Origin of the sequence: Pseudomonas chlororaphis subsp. aurantiaca (assembly GCF_013466605.1) — a bacterium.
GTDB lineage: Bacteria > Pseudomonadota > Gammaproteobacteria > Pseudomonadales > Pseudomonadaceae > Aquipseudomonas > Aquipseudomonas chlororaphis_I.
Genome location: NZ_CP059162.1, coordinates 5587997 through 5607089 on the forward strand (window position 1 = coordinate 5587997; position 19093 = coordinate 5607089).

Genomic DNA, 19093 nt, shown 5'->3' on the forward strand with positions numbered 1-19093 from the left:
CCTACAGAAGCGCAGGCGACGCCGAAGCACTGAACCTCGTCAGCACTGTGGGGTGGTTACTGGATGAAAGGCAGGCAGCACTCACTCGTCGCAGAACAACGCCGCGATCTGCGCCCGACTCGACGCCTGGAGTTTGGAGAAAATGTTCTGCAGGTGGGTTTTTACGGTCTTGTCGCTGATGCCGAGGATCTGGCCAATCTCCCAGTTGGTCTTGCCTCGGGCCACCCAGCGCGAAATCTCCGCTTCGCGACTGGACAGGATGGACAACAGTTGATGGTTCGGCCCCGGGTTGTGGCGCAACAGCTTGCTGCCCAGCGCCCGGTTCAGGGCGATGTGCAGGTACGGGGCGAAGACCATCATGCGCATTTTGCTTTCATGGGCCACGGTGGTCGAGATGTTATGAAAGAAGTAGCCGGTGAAGGTGTTGCGGTGCAATCCGGGCAGCAGGGTCCAGCCCAGATTGCGTATGCCGTGTTCGCGAAAAATCTTCGCCCACACCTGGTCCTGCGAGTTGCCCAGGCGCTCCAGGGTGGTGAACTTGGGGCGCCCGCAATGCTCGATGGGGTCGATGCCCAGCGGCGGAATCATGCCGTCGCGACCGACGATGGCCTTGATCAGGTCATCGGAGACGCTGTCCGGATGAATCAGGTGCGAAAAGAACACCCGGTGCGCGCGGACCCGTCCGCTGGCGAACACGAAGTTCTCGCACGGCAGGATCTGCGGCAGCGCCAGCTGGGTCTGCTGCGTCAGCTCGGCGATGCTGCGCGCCGAGGTGATGGAGTTGAGCACGCTGGTCAGCTGCAACCGTTGCTGGCTGTCGGTGGGCGGCAACGACAGCACCGACCGCGGGCGGCTGGCCAGTTCCAGCCGCGGTTCGCAGAAGGCCGGCTGGGCGAACAGCAACGCCGCGGGTTTGGGCGCATGCACCGGGCCGATCGATAGACTGGTCATGCTTCCACGACCTGGCTGTCGGCGGTGATGTCACGCAATACCCGGCCGTTGCTCTCCACCGCGACCACCGACTTGTCCAGCGGGTGGGCTGCGGCCGGCGCCGGGCCATCGAGTGCCGCCAGCCAGGGAGCGAACTGCTTGCGGCACTCCTGGCGCTTGATCTTGCCGCTGGAGGTACGCGGTAACGACCCGCCGAACACCAGCAACAGCACCGGTCGCGCCAATTGGTGCTGTTGCCACAGCCGCGCCTTCAAGTCGCTGAACAGCTGCGGCAGGTCGAGGCTGCGCAAGGCCCGCCGCTCCATTTCCTGGGCGATCACCACCTGCTCGCTGTCGCCGGTCTCGATGCTGAAGGCCGCAGTGCCGTCCGGACGAAAGCTGTCATGGGTACGCAGCACGGTGTTCTCGATATCGCCGGGGTGATGGTTGACGCCATTGACGATGATCAAGTCCTTGAGGCGCCCGGTGACGAACAGCTCGCCGTCGAGCAGGAACCCCAGGTCACCGGTGCGGAAGTAGCGCGACCAGCCGAGCGCCGGCGGGGCCGGGCGAAAGGCCGCGGCGGTGCTCTCCGGACGCTGCCAGTAACCGCTGGCGACGCTGTCGCCGAGGATGCAGATCTCGCCGACCCGCCCGTCCTCCAGCGGCTGTTCGGTGTGCGGATCGCAGATGAACGGGCCCTGCCCGGGAATGCCGCGACCGCTGCTGACCAGGGTGCGCAGGCGCAACCCGGCGTCGCTGCCCTGGCCGTCGTGCAGGCGCGCCACGTTGTCCTCCAGCAAGCCGGCATGGAACTGGCGGATCACTGGCTCGCGCTTGCTGCCGCCGGCGCTGACCATCAGCGTGCCTTCGGCCAGTCCGTAGCAGGGAAAGGCCGAGGTGCTGGCAAAACCGGCGCGGGCGAAACGCTCATGGAAGGCGGCAATGGTCTGCGCCCGCACATGCTCGGCGCCGTTGAAGGCCACCTCCCAGCTGCTCAGGTCGAGGCCGGCCAGCTCTTCGTCCTTGATCTTGCGCAGGCACAATTCATAGGCGAAGTTCGGCCCGCCGCTGACGGTGCCGCGGTAGGTGCTGATGGCCTGCAACCAGCGCAGCGGCCGTTGCAGGAAGTGGATCGGCGCCAGCAGGGTCGAGCCGAAACCGACGAACAAGGATTGCAGGATGCCGCCGATCAGCCCCATGTCGTGATACGGCGGCAGCCAGCTGACCAGGTGGCTGTCCTTGTGGGTCAGAAAGCCGCGGCTGATGCTGCGCGAATTGTGAATCAGGTTGCCGTGGGTCACCGCCACTCCTTTGGGAATCCCGGTGGAGCCCGAGGTGTATTGCAAAAAGGCGATATCGTCGCGGGTCACCGGGACGCGCCGCCATTCGCCGGCCAGGGCCAGGTCGAGGCTCGCCATGTCCAGCACCCGCGGACTTTCGGCCTGCCCCAGCCGGGCCTGGATGGTCGGGACATCCTCGCCACTGGCCAGCGCCGCCGTCGGCTGGCAGTCGTCGATGATGCCGTCCAGCCGGTCCAGGGTCTTGGTGGCCCCCGGCGGATAGGCCGGCACCGCCACCAGCCCGGCATACAGGCAGCCCATGAAGGCGATCACATAGTCCAGGCCCGGCTTGAGCAGGATCAGCACCCTGTCCCCCGCCCGGCAATGCCCCTGCAACCGGGCCGCCGCCGCTCTCGCCGCGCGGTCCAGTTCAGAGAAGGTGATCAGGGTTTCTTCGTCTCGCCCGTTGTGCAGAAAACGATAGGCCAATCGGTCCGGGATCGTATGGGCGTGAAGCTGCAGACATTCCGAAAAATTCGCATACGGAACGTCGCTATCGTGGTCGTTCGTAGTCATTATTTTGTGTCCAGGCAGCCGTACTTAGCCATCTCCCGCAAGGCCCGAAATCTGCGGCCTTGCGCATCCATTACGCTTGATCATCCTCTGGGAGCGCGCAGTCGAAGTTAATACTCCGAACGGCGTATACCCGCAATTTCCGCCCCCGGCGCATATTCGCCTCACAGCTCGATGCATGCATGGCTTTTTGCCATATACCCTTGCAGTCATCAGCCCTTTTCAAAGATGTGAAGCCGACTATCCGGGCCTGCGCAAGCTGGGCTTGTGTAACTGGCCATGTCATGAAATCCACGCCGGAACGGGAGCGTTCCGGTATCGCCACCAGCGTGCGCAGCACCGGGAGAACAGGATGTCTTTTAGCGAATACGCCACCTTCGATGCGGTCGGCCTGGCCAATCTGGTCAGAACCAGGCAGGTACGCCCCTCCGAACTGCTGGAGGAAGCCATACGCCGCATCGAAGCCTTCAACCCAGCGGTCAATGCCGTGGTCTACAAAGCCTACGACAAGGCCCGGGCACAGGCCGCCGAACAGGACAAGGCGCCAGCGACGGGCGCGCTGCACGGCGTGCCGTTCCTGCTCAAGGACATCCTCGGCGACTGCCAGGACCTGCCTTCGACCCTGGCCTCGCGCATGCTGCAAGCACGGGTCATGCCCCAGGACTGCGAGCTGGTGAAACGTTTTCGCCAGGCCGGACTGGTGTTCGTCGGCAAGACCAACGCCCCGGAGTTCGGCATTCTGCCCACCACCGAAGGCGCCTTCCATGGCCCGGCGCGCAACCCGTGGAACCTGGACTATTCCACCGGCGGCTCCAGTGGTGGCGCGGCCGCCGCGGTGGCCACCGGCATGGTTCCGGCGGCCCATGGCAATGATGGCGGCGGCTCGATCCGTATTCCTGCGTCCTGCTGCGGCCTGGTCGGCCTCAAGCCGACCCGGGCGCGCAATTCCCTGGCCCCGGACTTCGGCGAGCTGCTCAGCGGCCTGCTGGACGAACATGTGCTGACCCGCAGCGTGCGCGACAGCGCCGCCCTGCTCGATGCCACCCATGGCGTGGTGCCGGGCGACCCGTACCGCGCGCCGCCCATGCAGGGGCGTTTTCTCGACCAGCTCGGCCGCGAACCGGGGCGCCTGCGCATCGCCTTTTCCAGCACCGACCCGGCCGGGCGGCCGCTGCACCCCGACTGCATCGCAGCGGTGGAAAGCACCGCGCGCCTGCTCGAATCCCTCGGCCACCATGTGGAAGAAGCCGCGCCGCAGCTGGACCTGCAAAGCTTCGCCGAAGCCTTCAGCGCCCTGTGGTTCTCCGGAATCGCCTTCGCCGTGGAACTGATGAGCCTGCAACTGGGACGCGGCCCGCTGCCCGGCGAGCTGGAAAACCTGACCCAGGCCGTGCATCAACGCGGCCTCGGGGTGAGCGCGGTGGAGTACCAGATGTCCGAGCTGGTGTTGCAGCAGGTGGGCCGGGAAATGGCGCGTTTCCATCAGACTTACGATTGCTGGCTGACCCCGACCCTGGCCCGGCCGCCGCTGCGCAACGGGGTGGTGGATATCCATTCCAGCGACCTGGAAAACACCTATGGCCCGCTGATCGACTACAGCCCGTTCACCGCCATTCACAACGCCTCGGGGCAACCGGCGATCTCCCTGCCGCTGCACTGGAACGCCGAGGGCCTGCCGATCGGCCTGATGCTCAGCGCCGCCTTTGGCGAGGAAGGCCTGTTGTTCCGCCTGGCCGGCCAGCTGGAACAGGCACGGCCATGGAAGGATCGGCGGCCGCAGCTGTTCATGCAGCACAGCCCCGACGAAGCGGTTATCGGCTAAGGAGAACAGCACACATGCGCACGCTGGACACCTCGACCGCCCCGCCTTGTTGCCCCGCTGGTTCAGGCCAGGAGCAGCGCCTGCCGGGGGCCATTCCCTGGCCCACCGATGGCATGAACCGCGAGCAACTGGCGCGTTATGGCAAGGAGCTGATTCGCCAGACCCTGCCCTTCACCGTGGAAAACCGCCGCCTGAGCTGGTGGCATTTCTACTCGACGCTGCTGGTGATCGGGCTGTTCGGCGCGGCCGTGGCCATGCCGTTGTGGTGGCCGCTGCGCCTGGCGTGCAGCGTGCTGCTGGGCTTGTCCCTGGTGCGCATGTTCGTGCTGTACCACGACTATATGCACGGCGCGATCCTCAAGGACTCGCGTTTTGCCGAGGTGTTTTTCAAGACCTTCGGCTTGCTGCTGATGGCCCCGCCGATGCTGTGGAAGCAGTCCCACGATTACCACCACGGCCACAGCTGCCAGTACGTGGGCGCGGAAAAGAACCGCCTGCCGCTGCTGTCCACCCACACTGACCTGGGCACCTTTCCCCTGCTGTCCACCGAGGAATATGCGCGCGCCGGGCGCCTCAAGCGCTTGCGTTATCGCGTCGCCCGGCACCCGCTGATGATCCTGCTGGCGTCATTCAGCATCTTCATTTTCAGCATCTGCCTGGTGTCGCTGATCACCCAGCCGCGGCATCGGCTCTGGTCGCTGCTGGCCCTGGCGCTGAACCTGGCGAGCGCCATCGCCCTGGCGCTGCTGGCGCCGGACATCCTGCTGTACGGGGTGCTGGTCCCCAGCCTGTCCGGCTCGGCGCTGGGCGCCTATATGTTCTACTGCCAGCACAACTTCCCCGGCGTGCGTTACCCCGAGCGCGCCGACTGGGACTACGCGGCCACCGCGGTGTTCTCCTCCAGCTACATGCGCACCGGCCCGCTGATGGCCTGGTTCACCGCCAATATCGGCTACCACCATGTGCATCACGCCAACTCGAGCATCCCCTTCTACCGCTTGCCGCAAGCCATGGCGGCGATCCCGGCGTTGCAATCACCCATTACCACCTCGCTGCACCCGCGGGATATCTACCGCTGCCTGCGGCTCAAGCTGTGGGACCCGGCGCACCAGCGCATGATCTCCTTCGCCGAGTTTCACCAGCAGGCGCAACGCTGAAGGAAATGAGCTGCGAGGCCCCGTCGGGCGTTGCCCGGCGAGCGCTCGCCAAGGATGATCGGCGCCGGAATTTTCCCGTCGATCGTGGGTCAGTAGAGCCACGCCTTTTCGCACCGGTCCGTTGGTCCGTGACAATGGGGCCTCGGTCCCATAAATTAGGCGCCCTGAAAAGGCCCGGTGCTTTTCTAGCCTCATTTCCAGTTAAACGAAGTAGTGAAATATCAATGTCCGATTCCAATACAGAAGAATCCGTAAACGCCTTGTCGTCCAAAGCGGAATACGAAAACGCCATCAATCTTTCACAGCACGTATCCCAGGCCAAGACCATCAGCGAGATGGTCCTCGATGCTTTCCAGTCCACCAAGGAAAGCGACCAGATCCGCGAATTGCGCGCCGAGATCCGCCAGGCTCACGACCGCTTCGACGACGACCGCGCCTATGAACTCATGGGCCAGCTCAAGCAGCTCAAGGACGCCGAGGCCGCCGACAGCGCCGCCCTGGAAGACCTGAGCAGCAAGTTCCCGATCAGCCGCATCCTGTCCAGCTACAAGGACGACCCGAGCTTCCAGGAACTGGTCTACGGCCTGGCGCTGAAAGTGCTGAACCAGACCCACCAGGCCATCAGCAACCCCAGCGGCGGCAAGGGCAAGGCCTCGCGGGCCAAGAAGGAAATGGAAGTGTTCGCCATCAGCAAGGACGGCATCAGCGTCACCCTGCCGATCCGCCCGCGCTCCAAGGCCAACGTCGACCGTGAAGCCTTCGAGTTCCTCGGTTTCGCCTTTGTCGGCGAAGGTGACGAAGCGGAACTGGAAAGCGAAGTGTTCCTCGACAAGGACGGCAACGAACAGCCGGCCACCCGCAAGAACATCGTCACCGCGATCCAGCAGCAGACCGCGTTCGAAGGCTACAGCGCTCTACAACAGCAATAACCCGTACCAGCGAGCTGGCTCGTGCAGGTGGCGCGCCCCTCAGCGGCTGGCTCCTGTGAATGAAAGACCGGGGCCCCCTCAGTTGCCCCGGTAATCGGCGATGGGGTACATCGCGCACAACGCCTCGGTCTGGAGACGGAACTGCTCCTGCAACTCAGGCTCCAGGCTGTACTTCTGCTCGCTGAGGGGCGTGACCTTGTCCAGTATCCGGCACACCAGATCGACCACTTCACGGCACCCCTGAGGATCGATGTAGCGTTGGGCGATGGAACCGGTGCCGATACACAAGCCATTGGCGACGAATGAGGATCGGGTTTCCCCCAGTGCGCGGTTTTTACTCACGATGATGCCGCATCGCTCCAGTGCCGAGGCGGCAATCGAACCGCTGATGCCCCCATGCAGCCTGAGCAGAACCGTGTGGTTCTCCGTCCCCCCGCCCACGACCTCGTAGCCCTGCGCCATGAATGCGCTGGCCATTGCATCGGCCGTGCTGCGAATCCGCCCCATGTAGGCATCGAACTCGGGGGACATCGCATAACCCAGCGCAGCGGCCTTGGCCGCGATCATGTTGACCGCCGGCGCGCCTTGCATCCTGGGGAATACCGCTTGCTCAAGGACACGACTGAAGCTCGCCCTCAGGCCGGGAACCTTGGTGTCGGCGTCCCGGCCGGAAAGGATGAGGCCACCACGAGGCCCCGCGAGTTGCTTGTGGGTACAAGCGGTGGTGACATGTGCCACGTCGATCGGGCTCGGATGCCGCCCCGTTGCGACCAGCCCGGCGATATAGGAGATATCCGCCAGCAGGATGGCCCCGGCCTCATCGGCAATAGCGCGAAAGCGTTGGAAGTCCACGACCCGGGAATAGGCAGTCGCACCGCAGATGATGATCCGCGGACGATGGGCGAGCGCCAGTTGGCGTACCTCTGCGTAATCGATCACGCCCTGCGAGGTGGTGCCGTAGCGGATCGCCTTGTAGTGGGCGCCCGTGAATGCGACAGGGCTGCCGTGGGTCAGGTGCCCGCCATGATCGAGGGCCATTCCGAGAATGGTGTCCCCCGGCTCGAGCAGGGCGGCCAGCACTTGGTAGTTGGCGTTCGAGGCGGAGTGTGACTGGACGCTGGCATATTGCGCCCCGAACAGCTCCCGCGCCCGGCGAATCGCCAGGGATTCGACCAGGTCGACGTTCTCGCAGCCAACATGATGACGCTTGCCTGGAGTGCCCTCGGCTGTGACGTTGACCAGTGCCGAGGCAGACGCTGCCAGGATGCGAGGGTTGGCCGCGCAGGAGGATGAAACCAGGGACAGTGTGCGGTGTTGACGCGTGACTTCAGCGTCCAGGATCCCGGCCAGTTCGGCGTCTTCTGCGCGCAGATCCGCCAAACCACGTCGTAACAGGTCGGCCTGGTCCCTCAGTGGTTCTGTATAAGCTGCCATCGTTCGGTGTTCCTTCCTTGTCATTTGCGTGCCACGAACGACAGCACGCTTCCTGGTTTAACGTTCGTGGGCAGCTAATTAATCAAAAAATTAAACACTTTCCAAATTAAATGCTTCTTTTCCGAGGAGCGGGAAGGGACACCAGGTTTGCGTTGCTGCTGAATGTTCGCCAATCAAGGCTATGGCACCGAGCATTTCGGGGCTTTATTGTCATGATGGGGACATGCAACACTTGCCCCCGGTCCGAACCCTCCCAAGGATTCCGGGCGCGCCCTACTACCGACAGCGAAATATTCCAGGATGGATGCAGGCTGGCTAAAGGAGCACTAGCGAGTTGGTACAGACCACGAAAGAAGCCGACAAGCTCTTGCCGCATCAATCCGACTGTTCTCACCCCTGGCGTCGAGCAGTTGAATGTCATGCAAGCCACGCACGCTATGAAAGCCCCTAAGCGTGGCGACTATAAGGAAATGGTGAGCATTTGATGCACAGAAGAGAAAGAACAGAGTATTTGAAGAGCAATATCAAATACCTGATAAAAAGCCGCGGCGAGACGCAACTGTCTTTATGCAATGCCAGTGGCCTGACCAGGACGACCATATACAACATTCTGGAAGGCAAGGTCAGCAACGTACAGCAATCCACCATTCGCAAAATCTCTGATTTCTTCGGTGTCTCCTACGAAGAAATAGAAACCGTCGATTTTGAAGAGAAGGAAATCATCGACAGCAGTATTTCCCCACAAGGAAACATGAACCCGGCGGCGGTTCCGATCCTCAAGGAAAGCCTGTTGATGGTCAACATGGACAAACGGATTGGCGAACTGGCCATACTTCACCCACTGACCTATTACTTCGGCGCATCCTACAACTTGATAGCGGTGCTGCTCGAAAATGAGATCAAGGGCCTGTACGAGGCCGGCGACCTCTTGATCATTCAAAAGGGAGTGTCGACCGACGACAAGGAAAAACTGGTCTACGACAGACAGACAAGAAAGCTGTTCATCATCAATGAGCCATGCTCCGACTCAGACCGAGTACTTGTGGTGGGTGACATCATCGAGGAGCGATTCAATGGCAGCTTATGAAGGCGAACTCGAGAACAGCAAATATAAACTTCTGGGCTTCGAAAACAACAAGAACCTGGCGGTGATCATGATCATCGCTACAGGCAAAGTCATAAAGATCAAATTAAGCGAAGTGCTTAACAGCGAAATAATGGAAAACCTGAACAAAATGGAAGTTAAAAACATCTACAAGAAGTTCTACTCCCAAGGAGGAGCGCTTACCGCATACGATCTGAACGACCGCCACGAAAGCTCATGGATGATTTATATCATCCTTAATCTGCTGCTCTTTACCTTCTATATCTTCACCAGCATTGCCGCCACCAAGCCCATTTATCTTGAATCACTTGGCATCATTATCACTCCAGGTACCTTCCTTTACCCCCTGACATTCCTGATCGTTGACCTGTTGAACGAAAACTTTGGACTCCGGCTGGCAAGAAAAGCGATCTTCTTTGCCTTTGCCAGCAACGCCATGATTATCATCCTGCTCTATGGCTCGACCTTTCTCCCCGGTCTGCCAGGCTGGAAGCTCGACACCCCGTACAACGACGTGATCATTCATGTGTCATCTGTCCTGGTGGCGTCCTCTGTCTCTTTCCTGGTTTCCGAGAACATAAACTCGTACTTGCTGTGCAAGATAAAAGAGCTGACGAACTCCAGATTCCTGTTCCTGCGGATATTCTTGAGTACTCTGTTCGCGGTCATTATCGACAGCTTCCTGTTTTGCTACATCGCCTTTTATGGCTCGATGCAAAACAGCGACATCCTGAACATGATTTATGTGCAGATCGCGATCAAGGTATGCTTTGCCTTCCTCAACATCTTGCCTGCCTATGGAGCAAGGTCACTGTTCAAAAGATACATAACGGACAGTCAAACAAAATAGTTCAACCACTCTTTATCTCAAGCTGATGGATTCAACACTCATCCGGCAGGTGGATGCAGTGTTGAAATCCATTGACGTGCTGTCGATCAAGCCTTCATTGCAGATTCATCTTGCTTCTCAAGCTATTCATGACTGCTGTCTTGTTCCCCAGATAATCATTCAGCCCTCTCGCACGAAGGTTGCAAGCATCGCAATTGGCACAACCGCTGCCAACAATGCCGTTGTAGCACGTCAGGGTATGCTCGCGAACCAGGTTCAACTGGTTGTGATGATCCGCCAGCGCCCAAGTCTCCGACTTGTTCAGCCACATCAGTGGCGTATCAAGACGCAGGCGGTATTCCATGCCCAACTCGACGGCCTTGTTCAAGGCTTTTACAAACTCGTCACGGCAATCGGGATAACCAGAGAAGTCCGTTTCACACACACCCGTAATGACCGTTTCAGCCTTTACCTGGTAGGCATAGATAGAGGCCAGGGTCAGAAACAGAATATTTCTTCCCGGCACGAAAGTGCTAGGCAGGCTTTCACCTGAACTGTTCACCGTCGGCACCGGAATATTGTCTCGAGTGAGACTGCTGATCGCCAATTCATTGAGCAACGAAGCATCCAGCACTTTGTGGACTGTCGCTCCCAACTGCTTCGCGAGCTGCTGCGCCACTTCTATTTCTGCGCGATGGCGCTGACCGTAATCAAAGGTAATACAGTGCACTTCATCATAGAGCGGCAATGCGTGGATCAGACAGGTCGTCGAGTCCTGCCCGCCACTAAATACGACAACAGCTTTTTTCTTCATCATTCTGCTTCCTGCATGAATAGAGTCATTTGAATATTTAAACAGCCCACTGACTGACACTCAATAAAAAAACCCCGCGCTTCTGTCGAAGGCGGGGCTTTTTCATAGCGTTTGCAACTTATGGCGCGTAGGTCAGCAGCAGCTCGCTCGGTACCTTGAAATCCAGGGACATCATCACGCTCAGCGCGGTGATGGTGAAGATCGAGAACACGAACAGCTTGCGGGCCCAGACGGTGTCGTCCACCGCCTTGTAGCCGGTCCAGGCCATGTACAGCCAGTACATGCCCATCGCGGCCGCGACGGCCAGGTAGCTCATGCCGGCATACCCGCTGAAGGTCAGCATCAGGGTCGCCACCAGGAACGCCAGGATGTAGAGCAGGATGTGCTTCTTGGCCACCAGGATGCCGCGCTTCACTGGCAGCACCGGAATCGATGCGGCCAGGTAATCGTTGAAGCGGAAGATCGCGATGGCGTAGGAATGTGGCATCTGCCACAGGCTGAACATCACCAGCAGGGTCAGCGCAGCCATGTCGAAGCTGTTGCTCACGGCCACGTAGCCGATCACCGGCGGCATCGCCCCGGACAGGCTGCCCACCAGCGTGCCGTGCACCGACTTGCGCTTGAGGTACAGGCTGTAGAAGCCGACGTAGATGACAAAGCCGATCACGGCGAACAGCGCCGCCAGCGGATTGGCCACCTTGTACAACAACGCAACGCCGGCGACACCCAGGAGGGTCGCGTAGACCAGTGCCACTTTCAGGGAGATCAGGCCCTGAACCAGCACACGGTTCTTGGTGCGCTCCATCTTCAGGTCGATGTCACGGTCGATGCAGTTGTTGAACACGCAACCGGAAGCCACCACCAGGGACGTGCCGATCATCGCGGCCAGGAAGATGGCCAGATCGACATGTCCCTTGGAGGCCAGGAAGAAGCCGCCCGCCACAGAAAGCACGTTACCGAAAATGATCCCCGGTTTGGTGATTTGGATAAAGTGCTTCAGCGACATCGGGTCTTACCTCACTTCGCCATCATGAACGTGTGGATGCTGAACATGATCCACAACGACAGGCCAACCAGCAGGACGATCACCAGCGCAGCGAAGACGAACGCGATCACGTTGTTACGCTGGGCCTCGGAGCGGTCCAGGTGCAGGAAGTACACCAGGTGAACCAGGACCTGGATCACCGCGAAGGCGAGCACGATCATCAGGGTGATGGATTTCGGCAGGGTCGGGTACATCACCAGGCCGAACGGGATGATCGTCAGGATCACCGACAGGATGAAGCCGATGGCGTACGACTTTACGCTGCCGTGGCCAGCATCATGGCTGTCATGGGAGTGTGCATTAGCCATTACATAGTCCCCATCAGGTAAACAACGGTGAAGACGCAGATCCAGACCACGTCCAGGAAGTGCCAGAACAGGCTCAGGCAGCTCAGGCGGGTCTTGTTGGTTGCGGTCAGGCCGTGCTTGTTGACCTGATACATCATGATCGCCATCCAGATCAGGCCAGCGGTCACGTGCAGACCGTGGGTGCCGACCAGGGTGAAGAACCCGGACAGGAAGCCGCTGCGGCTAGGGCCGTAGCCTTCGGAGATCAGCAGGTGGAACTCGTTGATCTCCATGCCGATGAAGCCCAGGCCGAACAGGAAGGTCAGGGCCAGCCAGCCCAGGACCTGCTTCTTGTTACCCCGGAAGAACGCCAGCATGGCGAAGCCGTAGGTGATCGAACTGAACAGCAGCAAGGCGGTTTCGCCGAGCACGTAAGGCAGTTCGAAGATGTCGTGGCCCGACGGGCCACCCGCTACGTTGTTTACCAGTACCGCGTACACCGCGAAGATCGACGCAAACAGAATGCAGTCGGTCATCAGGTAGAGCCAGAAACCGTATACGGTCATCTCGCCCGAGTCGTGGTGATGGTCATCGTGCCCATGGTCATCGACATGGGTGTGTCCAGCATTGGTCACTAAGTTCGACATGGTTTAAGCCTGTTCCAACGAGGTTTCTACACGGTTGGCCGGAATCTTCTTCTCGGCTACCAGGCGAGCGTGCTGCTCGGCTTCGATGCGTTCGATCACGTCGACCGGCACCATGTAGCCTTGATCATCGCGAGCCGCGTGGATCACGAAGTAGATCACGGTACCGGCCAGGCTAGCGATCGCCAGCCACCAGATGTGCCAGATCATCGCGAAACCGAAGACGGTCAACAGAGCCCCCATCACCAGGCCGGTGGCGGTGTTGTTCGGCATGTGGATCGGTTCGTAGCGAGCAGGCTTCTGGTACGCGGTACCGTCTTCCTTGGCTTCGGTGAACGGGTCGATGCCATTGGCCTTCGGCAGTACGGCGAAGTTGTAGAACGGCGGTGGCGACGAAGTCGACCATTCCAGGGTGTGGGCATTCCATGGGTCGCCGGAAACACACTGGTTCTGCTTGCGATCACGCACGCTGACGTACAGCTGGATCAGCTGGCAGGCGATACCGATGGCGATCATCACCGCACCGAACATGGCGACGTACAGGTACGGCACCCACTCTGGGTTGGTCGTGGCGTTCAGACGACGGGTCATGCCCATGAAGCCCAGTGCATAGAGCGGCATGAACGCGACGAAGAAGCCCGAGATCCAGAACCAGAATGCAGCCTTGCCCCAGCCTTCGTGCAGCTTGAAGCCGAACGCTTTCGGGAAGTAGAAGCTGAAGCCAGCGATGTAGCCGAATACAGCACCACCGATGATCACGTTATGGAAGTGCGCGATCACGAACAGGCTGTTGTGCAGGACGAAGTCGGCACCCGGGATGGCCAGCAGTACGCCGGTCATGCCGCCGATGGCGAAGGTCACCATGAAGCCCAGGGTCCACAGGACCTGGCTGGTGATACGCAGACGGCCGTGGTAGATGGTGAACAGCCAGTTGAACAGCTTCACCCCCGTCGGGATGGAAATCAGCATGGTCGCCAGGCCGAAGAAGGCGTTGACGCTGGCCCCCGAACCCATGGTGAAGAAGTGGTGCAGCCAGACCATGAAGCCCAGTACCGAGATCGCGCCGGAAGCGTAGATCATCGAGTGGTGGCCGAACAGGCGCTTGCCCGAGAAGGTCGAGATGACTTCGGAGAAGATACCGAACGCCGGCAGGATCAGGATGTACACCTCAGGGTGACCCCAAGCCCAGAACAGGTTCACGTACATCATTGGATTGCCACCAAGTTCATTGGTGAAAATGTGGAAATCCATGTAACGGTCGAGTGTCAGCAGTGCCAGGGTAGCGGTCAGGATCGGGAACGAAGCGACGATCAGCACGTTGGCCCAGGTGCAGGTCCAGGTGAAGATCGGCATGTCCATCAGCTTCATGCCCGGGGTGCGCATTTTCAGCACGGTGGCCAGGAAGTTGACCCCCGTCAGCGTCGTCCCTAGCCCTGATAGCTGTAGCGCCCAGATGTAGTAGTCGACACCCACGCCCGGACTGTATTGCAGGCCCGACAGCGGCGGATACGCAACCCAGCCGGTCTTGGCGAATTCGCCGACGCCCAGGGACAGGTTGATCAGCACGACGCCGGAAACCAGCAGCCAGAAGCTCAGGGAGTTGAGGAACGGATAGGCAACGTCACGCGCGCCGATCTGCAGCGGCACTGCAAGGTTCATCAGGCCGGTGAAGAATGGCATCGCCATGAAGATGATCATGATCACACCGTGGGCGGTGAAGATCTGGTCATAGTGTTCAGGAGGCAGGTAGCCCGGCGAACCCTCGGTGGCCATGGCCAGCTGGGTACGCATCATGATCGCGTCGGCAAAACCGCGCAGGAGCATGACCATGGCGACGATGATGTACATCACGCCGATTTTCTTGTGGTCGACCGAAGTCAGCCATTCGGTCCACAGGTAGGACCACTTCTTGAAGTACGTGATACCCGCGACAAGCGCCAGACCACCGAGGATGATCATGGCAACGGTCACCATGACAATCGGCTCGTGGAACGGTATCGCGTCCAGACTTAATTTACCAAACATCGTTTACTCCTCTGCCCCAGCAGCTGAATGCGAGCTCATATCAGTCCCTTCCACAGCGGCCACTTCTTTCTTCTCGTGCTTGACCGGCTTGCCTGGTTTCATGCCTTCATACTTGTCGACGATTTTCTGAAACAGGTCCGGCGTGTACGAGGAGTACAGCGCGACAGGGTTGTTCTGGCTTGGCTTGGCAAGGGCTTCGTATTCAGCTTGATCAAGCTGTTTAGGTGCGGCCTTGACTTCGGCTACCCAGGCGTCGAAATCTTCCTGGCTCGTCGAGATCGCTTTGAATTTCATGCCGGTGAAGCCAGCGCCACTGTAGTTAGCGGAGATGCCTTCCATTTCAGCTTTCTGGTTGGCGATCAGGTGCAGCTTGGTCTGCATGCCTGCCATCGCGTAGATCTGGCCGCCCAGAGCAGGGATGAAGAACGAGTTCATCACGGCGTCGGAGGTGATCTTGAAGTTCAGCGGAGTGTGCTCCGGGAACCGGATTTGGTTAACAGTGGCGATACCCTGGTCCGGGTAGATGAACAGCCACTTCCAGTCCAGCGCGACCACTTCGATGTTGATCGGCTTGACGTCGGATTCCAGCGGACGATACGGGTCCAGCGCGTGGGTGGACTTGTAGGTCACATAACCCAGGGCAATGATGATGAGGATCGGGACCAGCCACACCGCGATTTCGATCTTGGTGGAGTGCGACCACTTGGGCGCGTAGGTCGCGTTGGTGTTGGACGCGCGGTATTTCCAGGCGAACGCGAAGGTCATCACGATCACCGGAATCACGACCAGCAGCATCAGCAGGGTAGCGGTGATGATCAGGTTTCGCTCATCCAGACCGACCTGTCCTTTCGGGTCGAGCAAGGTCCACTTGCAGCCTCCCAGCATTAACATCATGCCAAGCAGCGGCAAAAAGCCTAGTAATCGGGGGTACCTGTTTTTACTCATCTCACGACCTCTAAAGCAGCTTGCGCAATGCAGTTGGGTTTTGATGGCCAACACTTCACCGTGCCAAGGGTTGGCATTTTTTCTTCGATTGAATAAGGGCCTGCCCGGCGCGTTACGCGCTGTTTGACAAATCCTGGGCTAGCAGTGAGTTCTTATTCGAATTCGTGGTCAAAGGCCTTGTTACAGACCAATTCCATTTGGTGCGGATATTTGGAAGGTGCCGACACCTGGGGTCGCATGGAGCGTCCAACGCCCCTCGACCGCCGCCGTAAGCTCAGGGTGAGCAGCGCCGGAAATTCAGTGCGGGCGATTGTAGATATGTCGCGTTTTATAAACCATGTCTTATCCCGAAATAATTTTTATCGGTTCGCGCAACAATGCGTGGTGATTATTGCAACGGGTCGGGATCATATCGATATTCATTCGCAATAAAAAGCCCCGAAAACGCCTTCCAGCCAGGTCGAAAAAGGTGCCTTTCCGCAATGGAAAATCCACCGATGGCATCGCGCTGTCCCTTGTAAAACGAGGGCTGAAACGATTTATTTAGATAGCCGGCTATGTTTGTTTTGCCGCTCGCTACGCCAATACGAACTGACAGACTTTTTCCGTTTCTGACACAAAAAAAACGGCGTACTGTCATCTGCGCAAACACAGGTGCGACACCCTCCATGTGACAACATGTCGCACTTTTATCGCGCAGCCGATTGCCCCATATCACGCCCCTTTCGCACATTGTCCTACACGCAAAAAAGCCCCGGTCCCGAACATCGGGACCGGGGCTTTTGGCGTCGGGTCAGGCGCTTTTGCGACGATTACGAATGATGCCCAGCGGCACCAGCACCAGGGTCAGCACAAAGGCCACCAGCGCCCACTGCGCCAGGGACAGGCCCAGCACCGGCGGGTACGGCGTGGAACAGAAGCCATCGACCTGGAACCCCAGCGGGAAGACGGTCGCCAGCGGCAGGCTGTCGACGATCGGCTGCAGCACATCGATGCCGCAGCTGACCGCAGGATGGGCCTGGGTGTAGACGTGATGCCCCGCCACCGCCGCCCCGAACAGCGCGCTGATCACGACCAACGCTTCCAGCACCGTGAGACTGCGACGGCTGCGCATGGCCGCGCCGATGAAGGCGAAAATCGCGATCAGCAGAAACGCGTAGCGCTGCAGGATGCACAGCGGGCAAGGCGCCTCGCCCAGCACCACCTGCATGTACAGCGCGCCGCCGATCAGCGCCAGGCAGATCCCCCCCAGCAACACCAGAAAACGTCGCTCGCGCCCCAAGCGCAGTGTGTCGTCAGTCATCCTCAATTCCTTTCTGTTTGTGGCTCAACCCGATGGTAGCGCTTGCAACTGCTGCATCAGGCTGAGGTTGTCTTCGATATGCCAATTGGCGGTGATCCGGCCATTGGCGATCTGATAAATGTCGGTTGCCCGGAAGTCTACACGCTGACCATGACCTTTGAGTGCATTGAAGGTCCCGCTGAAGTGCCCGCGAAAATGCAGGTGCAGCACCACCCGATCCCCGGCCACGATCATCTGCTCGATTTCCGCACTCAGGTCCGGCACCGCCGTGCGAAAGAACCGCGACGCCAGCAGCGGCCCGGTCGGGCCCTGGACCCGCCCTGCAGGCGGCGTCATATCGACGAAGTTCTCCGCCAGCGCGGCCTTGGCCAGGCTTTCATCGCCGCTGTTCCAGAAACTGCCGTAGCGCCGCGCGGCCAGTTCCATGGCCTCGCGCTGGGCCTTGGGCAGGTTCTGATCGACGACCAGGGTCTGCGCCTGGAGCAAGGCCGGCTCGGCGAAAACCAGGGGACTGGCGAGCAAGGATGCGGCCAGGGTGATGCGGGGAATGGCTGAGAGTTGCATGGGATGATCCTGATCAGTGCGAACGAGCGCCTATCATCAGCATCGGGGAATTAACGATAAACAGGTTAAGAACGGATTAACCTTTAAAGGATTTTTATGAGTGCGGCTACAAAGAGGCCAGCCTCCGGGCGGGGGCTGGCCGATGGGGGTTACTCCAGTGCCGCGGCCGGGCCAAAGAACTCGTAGCGGCTTTGTTTTTCCGGTACGCCCAGGGCCTTGAGGTGGCGCTTGATCGCCGCCATGAAGGCTTTCGGACCGAGGAAGTAGGCGTCCAGGTCACGCTCCTGCGGCAACCATTCGGCCAGTTGTTCCTGGCTCAGCAGGCCGACCTTGTCCGCCGCCGGGCTGACGCCGTCGTCTTCGGCGTAGCAGTAAAAGCGCTTGAGTTGCGGATGACGCGCGGCCAGGCCGTCGACCCAATCGCGGAACGCATGCACCCCGCCGTTGCGCGCGCAGTGGATAAAGTGCACCGGACGCTCGGTGTCCAGCGCGGCTTCGAGCATCGGCAGGGTCGGCGTGATGCCGACGCCGCCACTGATCAGTACCAGCGGCTTGTCGCTGTCCACCAGGGTAAATTCGCCCGCTGGCGGGAACAGCTGGATGCTGGCGCCGACCTGCATCTGGTCGTGCAGGTAGTTGGAAGCACGGCCACCGGGCTCGCGCTTGACGCTGATGCGGTACTGGCCGGCGTCGGACAGGGCCGACAGCGAATAGTTGCGGCGGATTTCCTCGCCATCGAGGAACAGCTGCATGCCGATGTACTGACCGGGCTCGGCAGCGAGAATCGGGCCGTTATCCACAGGTTCGAAATAGAACGAGGTGATTTCCGCGCTCTCCTGCTCCCGGCGGACCAGCTTGAATTCCCGCGCGCCGCGCCAGCCGCCCGGGGCCTGGGCCTTCTGGTCGTAGATCGCGCCTTCGGCACCGATCAGGATATCCGCCAACTGGTTATAGGCCGCACCCCAGGCGCTCATCACCGCCGGCGTGGCGATTTCTTCGCCCAGCACTTCGGAGATGGCGCGCAGCAGGCAACTGCCGACAATCGGGTAATGCTCCGGCAGGATTTGCAGGGCCACGTGCTTGTTGATGATCTTCGCCACCAGATCGCCGAGCTGGTCGAGCTGGTCGATATGCCGGGCGTACATCAATACACCGTTGGCCAGGGCCCGTGGCTGGTCGCCGCTGGCCTGGTGCGCCTGGTTGAACAGCGGGCGCACTTGCGGATACTCGGAGAGCATCATCCGGTAGAAGTGGGTGATCAGGGCTTCGCCACCGCTTTCCAGCAACGGAACGGTGGATTTGATGATGGCACGATCTTCGACGCTAAGCATAAGAACAACTCCTGAGCTTTCTGACTTCTTGCAGGTTGCCCTTCACCTATCAGTTTTCATGCCAAGAATAAAA

The 19093-nt window shown here is 59.9% G+C and carries 17 protein-coding genes; 5 read left to right on the forward strand and 12 right to left on the reverse strand.

All coding sequences use genetic code 11. The annotated features are described in order from the left end of the window. Positions 1-81: 81 nt before the first annotated feature. Both H0I86_RS25465 and H0I86_RS25470 read right to left on the reverse strand, forming a co-directional pair. Positions 82-951: a LuxR C-terminal-related transcriptional regulator gene (locus H0I86_RS25465; protein WP_180922619.1), complete on the reverse strand. Its 870-nt coding sequence runs from the start codon at positions 949-951 to the stop codon at positions 82-84. Then, a complete protein-coding gene (locus H0I86_RS25470; RefSeq protein WP_373369376.1) occupies positions 948-2702 on the reverse strand; it encodes a fatty acyl-AMP ligase in 1755 nt (584 codons plus the stop codon). The genes H0I86_RS25465 and H0I86_RS25470 overlap by 4 nt, the downstream gene beginning before the upstream one ends. Before the next feature lie 436 nt (positions 2703-3138). Between H0I86_RS25470 and H0I86_RS25475 the strand changes: the two genes are divergently transcribed. From H0I86_RS25475 to H0I86_RS25485, 3 genes are all read left to right on the forward strand, one after another. Then, a complete protein-coding gene (locus H0I86_RS25475; RefSeq protein WP_180922621.1) occupies positions 3139-4608 on the forward strand; it encodes an amidase in 1470 nt (489 codons plus the stop codon). Between the two features lie 14 nt (positions 4609-4622). Beyond that, a complete protein-coding gene (locus tag H0I86_RS25480; protein ID WP_180922622.1) occupies positions 4623-5765 on the forward strand; it encodes a fatty acid desaturase family protein in 1143 nt (380 codons plus the stop codon). Positions 5766-5989: 224 nt separating this feature from the next. Next, positions 5990-6694 (forward strand): hypothetical protein, encoded by a 705-nt coding sequence (locus tag H0I86_RS25485; RefSeq protein WP_180922623.1) that lies wholly within the window; start codon positions 5990-5992, stop codon positions 6692-6694. 78 nt (positions 6695-6772) lie between these two features. Here the strand turns inward: H0I86_RS25485 and glyA are convergent, their stop codons facing one another. Next, positions 6773-8128 carry a serine hydroxymethyltransferase gene (gene glyA, locus H0I86_RS25490; RefSeq protein WP_180922624.1) on the reverse strand — a complete coding sequence of 452 codons (1356 nt, stop codon included), beginning with the start codon at positions 8126-8128 and terminating at the stop codon, positions 6773-6775. Between the two features lie 484 nt (positions 8129-8612). Between glyA and H0I86_RS25495 the strand changes: the two genes are divergently transcribed. Both H0I86_RS25495 and H0I86_RS25500 read left to right on the forward strand, forming a co-directional pair. Beyond that, positions 8613-9215 (forward strand): helix-turn-helix transcriptional regulator, encoded by a 603-nt coding sequence (locus H0I86_RS25495; RefSeq protein ID WP_180922625.1) that lies wholly within the window; start codon positions 8613-8615, stop codon positions 9213-9215. Further along, positions 9202-10083 (forward strand): queuosine precursor transporter, encoded by an 882-nt coding sequence (locus H0I86_RS25500; protein ID WP_180922626.1) that lies wholly within the window; start codon positions 9202-9204, stop codon positions 10081-10083. Before H0I86_RS25495 ends, H0I86_RS25500 begins: the two co-directional genes overlap by 14 nt. A 94-nt stretch (positions 10084-10177) precedes the next feature. Here H0I86_RS25500 and queC read toward each other — a convergent pair whose 3' ends face one another. The 9 genes from queC to hmpA all read right to left on the reverse strand — a co-directional run bounded on the left by queC (position 10178) and on the right by hmpA (position 19020). Beyond that, the gene (gene queC, locus H0I86_RS25505; RefSeq protein ID WP_180925909.1) at positions 10178-10876 is read right to left on the reverse strand and encodes a 7-cyano-7-deazaguanine synthase QueC; all 699 of its coding nucleotides are present in this window, start codon (positions 10874-10876) and stop codon (positions 10178-10180) included. Between the two features lie 118 nt (positions 10877-10994). Continuing rightward, entirely contained in the window at positions 10995-11882 is an 888-nt protein-coding gene (gene cyoE / locus H0I86_RS25510; protein WP_007929705.1) for a heme o synthase, read from the reverse strand. 11 nt (positions 11883-11893) lie between these two features. Next, entirely contained in the window at positions 11894-12229 is a 336-nt protein-coding gene (gene cyoD, locus H0I86_RS25515) for a cytochrome o ubiquinol oxidase subunit IV (protein WP_053262544.1), read from the reverse strand. Continuing rightward, positions 12229-12855 (reverse strand): cytochrome o ubiquinol oxidase subunit III, encoded by a 627-nt coding sequence (locus H0I86_RS25520; RefSeq protein ID WP_007929702.1) that lies wholly within the window; start codon positions 12853-12855, stop codon positions 12229-12231. Before H0I86_RS25520 ends, cyoD begins: the two co-directional genes overlap by 1 nt. Before the next feature lie 3 nt (positions 12856-12858). Further along, positions 12859-14877: a cytochrome o ubiquinol oxidase subunit I gene (gene cyoB / locus H0I86_RS25525; protein WP_180922627.1), complete on the reverse strand. Its 2019-nt coding sequence runs from the start codon at positions 14875-14877 to the stop codon at positions 12859-12861. 3 nt (positions 14878-14880) lie between these two features. Further along, positions 14881-15822 carry a ubiquinol oxidase subunit II gene (gene cyoA / locus H0I86_RS25530; RefSeq protein WP_009045491.1) on the reverse strand — a complete coding sequence of 314 codons (942 nt, stop codon included), beginning with the start codon at positions 15820-15822 and terminating at the stop codon, positions 14881-14883. A 793-nt stretch (positions 15823-16615) separates the two neighbouring features. Then, positions 16616-17125: a disulfide bond formation protein B gene (locus H0I86_RS25535; RefSeq protein WP_180922628.1), complete on the reverse strand. Its 510-nt coding sequence runs from the start codon at positions 17123-17125 to the stop codon at positions 16616-16618. Positions 17126-17149: 24 nt separating this feature from the next. Further along, a complete protein-coding gene (locus tag H0I86_RS25540; protein ID WP_180922629.1) occupies positions 17150-17689 on the reverse strand; it encodes an ester cyclase in 540 nt (179 codons plus the stop codon). A gap of 149 nt (positions 17690-17838) precedes the next feature. Beyond that, entirely contained in the window at positions 17839-19020 is a 1182-nt protein-coding gene (gene hmpA / locus H0I86_RS25545; protein ID WP_180922630.1) for an NO-inducible flavohemoprotein, read from the reverse strand. Positions 19021-19093 lie beyond the last annotated feature (73 nt).